Here is a 3,065-nt window from a genome sequence, read left to right as displayed (position 1 = left end):
GCTCACTCGATAGATTCCCACGGGCTTGTCCATGGGAATCTATCTGAACAAAATTTGAATTTTCACTTTTGACAAGAGAAACAATATGATAGCCTGCAAACATCATGAAAAACCTAAACAGAATTGTAGTGCTTTTGGCTCTTTGTATTTCAGCATATTCTTGGGGACAAACCACATCCCCACCCGTTTATAACGATGATGATCAGCCCATCGATCTTGCCATTGAAAAAGCGCCTGTGGTCAAAAAGCAAACGCCAAAACCGAAACAACCCGCTGTGGCGAAGCCCGCAACAGAAACCACGACAACAGCGCCAACACCCACAACACCTGATGCCTCCCCTGCGGCAATACCCGCTCCTGTGACTCCACCGCCAGAACCACAACCACAAGCTACTGTCCCCTCTGCACAACCCGCACAGGTTTCCCCAATGACACCGACAACAACACCTACAACACCAACTCCAACACAGGCACCAACAACTCTTCCTGCCCCTGTCAGCCCACCAACGCAAACACCGCCTGTTACCTCTCCGCCTACTCAAGTCGTTTCTCCTTCACCTGCGCCAGCTCCTGTCCCAACACCTGTAACAGCACCAACCACTCCCACTTTACCTGCCACAGCACCTGCTTCAATAGTTCCTCCACCAATGAATCCTCCCGATGGCGCAGTTAAAAGAGACGCAGGGATGGATATTTCAACGTCAATGCCTGTCACATTTGATAAATACGACGACAATAATCTTTCTTTACAAGACACCGTTGATGTTTTTAAACTTTATGGTCGTAGTGGTGAAGGGATCGGCATTATTTTAATTCCAAAGAGTCCGACAATGCAGTTGTCCGTTGCTTTATTGGGAGAAAGTGGAGAACTCCTGTCTCAAACGCAAGCTCCGCAACCGGGCGCACCGCTTTCCTTCCAAACATCGCCGTTGGATCGCAACAGGATCATTTATATTCAAGTCAAAGACGCCAATTTGCCTGCCAACGCTCCGGCGACGGAACTCAAACAATATTCGCTTGAATTGAAACCGATTGCACCGCCTCCGCCACCCGTGGCGCCAGCGGCACCGGTTGTAGTCCCTCCGCCTCCTGTCGCGCCACAACAAGTCGTTGGAGGAACAACTCCCACGGCATTGCCCCCAGCAGAAACGGTAGAACCGGCTCCCAGTGCTGAAGCAACACCACCGCCGCCTCTGTCACCACCACTCAAAAAGGCGGTTAAAAAAACGAAATCAGCCTCTTCCATTTTTAGTGGAGCCACTTTTTATACCTTGTTTGCCATCGTGATTTTGGGTGGACTGGCTGTTCTTTTGGTGATTATGAAAAGAAGAAAAGTGAACAAACAGGAAGCGGAATAAAAGGAGACAGAACGGATGTTAAAGAAAACCATGCAAGAAGCACTCAACGCACATATTCAAGAGGAATTTTATTCATCCTATCTTTACCTTTCCATGTCCGCCTATTGCCACAGCATCAACCTCAAGGGATTTGCCCATTGGATGCAGGTTCAGTCGGGCGAAGAAAACAAACATGCGATGAAAATGTTTGATTTTCTCATTCAGAGAGAAGGAAAAGTCGCTCTGAAAGAGATTCAAAAACCTCCGCATGATTTCAAATCCATTTTGGATGTCATGCAAAAAGCATTGGAACATGAAAAAAAGATCACGGCTCTCATCAACAAATTATATGAGCTGTCTCTTAAAGAAAAAGATTATCCCACACAGACAATGCTACAGTGGTTTATTACAGAACAGGTTGAAGAAGAGGCGCAGGTCAGTGAGATTCTTCAAAAGGTCGAACTGGTTCACGAAAAAGGAAGCGCCATTCTTTACCTCGACAAAGAGATGAAAAAGAGAGAGGCAAAATAAAATTATTGTTTTTCTCTTTTAAGAGGCACAACACCGGCAAGCTCACCAATAACGTTTACCAATTCCGTGTTTCCCGGGATCACCACTTTTGCATTTGCCCTGAGTGAATTTTCCACGGTCTCCAATTTTTTTAATAATTGGGCATTGCCGATGAAATATTTGTCTGCCGCATCGTTAACCAATTTAATGGCCTCCGCCTCGCCCCCGGCTTGTAAAATTTTTGCCTGACGCACACCTTCGGCTTTTTTGATGGCGGCCCTTTTTTCTCCATCAGCCGTGGTCTCCGCCGCTGTGGCAAAATCAATGGCGGCAATTTTTTCATTCTCAGCCTTCACAATTTTGTTCATTGTTTCCTGCACATCTTTTGGCGGGTCAATCTCCTTCAATTCAGCGCGCACAATATCAATTCCCCAGTTAGAAGTTTCCTTTACAAGAACTTTCAATAGTTCTTCATTAATACGGCCTCTTTCACTATTGGCCGACTTCAAAGTCAGTGTACCAATAATATTTCTTAAAGTTGTTCTGGCAAGATTGACAATCTGCGAATCAACATTATTGACGTTATATTGTGAATTTTTGACACTTCCCTCATCATTTTTAATCTTAAAATATATTTGAGCATCCACTATCGCATTTAAATTGTCGTTGGTGATAATTTCTTGCGGTTGAGCCCCTACCATTTGTTCTGTCACATTAACGCGGTATATTTTATCAACAATTGGAATGATCCAATGAAACCCCGGTTGTGCAAATTTTTTGTACTTGCCCAACCGCTCAACCAAACCTCTGCGGGTTGGTCTGATAATGCGAATGCCCAACATAAAAAAAACAAAGAGCAAACTTCCTATAGTTGTCATGGTTTCTTGATCCATTTTGTTCTCCTTTGCGAGACAGACAGATCAAAACGAATAGGTTAAGTAAAGTGGAAATCATCGAACTAAAAGTACTTGTCATTTGGATCATTGCCATTTATTGAGTACAAAGCAGTTCGGGGTGTAGCTCAGCCTGGCTAGAGCACCTGCTTTGGGAGCAGGGGGCCGTAGGTTCAAATCCTATCACCCCGACAATGATTTCGATGGGTTACATGAAGTGAATTTCATAACAACCATTTCTATTCCATAATACTGCCACACTTTTTCTCGGAAGAAACCAAGCGAAGCCTGTTCCCCTCAACTCCGGGAATCACGGGCAATGTTT

Annotated in this window: 3 protein-coding genes and 1 tRNA gene; 3 read left to right on the top strand and 1 reads right to left on the bottom strand. The window is 44.8% G+C overall.

Going from position 1 to position 3,065, the window contains the following annotated elements; genetic code table 11:
* The first annotated feature begins 104 nt into the window (after positions 1-104).
* A complete protein-coding gene (locus HY877_07590; protein ID MBI5300133.1) occupies positions 105-1,358 on the top strand; it encodes a hypothetical protein in 1,254 nt (417 codons plus the stop codon).
* Positions 1,359-1,373: 15 nt separating this feature from the next.
* Entirely contained in the window at positions 1,374-1,868 is a 495-nt protein-coding gene (locus HY877_07585; GenBank protein MBI5300132.1) for a ferritin, read from the top strand.
* A gap of 2 nt (positions 1,869-1,870) precedes the next feature.
* On the opposite strand, the gene HY877_07580 is transcribed toward HY877_07585, so the two are convergent.
* Positions 1,871-2,740, bottom strand: a complete 870-nt coding sequence (locus HY877_07580; GenBank protein MBI5300131.1) for an SPFH/Band 7/PHB domain protein — start codon at positions 2,738-2,740, stop codon at positions 1,871-1,873.
* 117 nt (positions 2,741-2,857) lie between these two features.
* On the opposite strand from HY877_07580, the gene HY877_07575 reads away from it, so the two are divergent.
* Positions 2,858-2,932: transfer RNA gene (locus HY877_07575), tRNA-Pro, on the top strand.
* The last annotated feature ends 133 nt before the right edge of the window (positions 2,933-3,065 follow it).

Source organism: Deltaproteobacteria bacterium (genome assembly GCA_016213065.1).
GTDB lineage: Bacteria > UBA10199 > UBA10199 > SPLOWO2-01-44-7 > SPLOWO2-01-44-7 > JACRBV01.
Note: the sequence above shows the minus strand (reverse complement) of the source record. Positions and strands in the feature narration are given on the sequence as shown.

What these genes read in the sequence shown, in the direction of transcription:
- HY877_07590 (MBI5300133.1), top strand. Translation starts at nt 105, where the DNA reads ATGAAAAACCTAAACAGAATTGTAGTGCTTTTGGCTCTTTGTATTTCA.
- HY877_07585 (MBI5300132.1), top strand. Translation starts at nt 1,374, where the DNA reads ATGTTAAAGAAAACCATGCAAGAAGCACTCAACGCACATATTCAAGAG.
- HY877_07580 (MBI5300131.1), bottom strand. Translation starts at nt 2,740, where the DNA reads ATGGATCAAGAAACCATGACAACTATAGGAAGTTTGCTCTTTGTTTTT.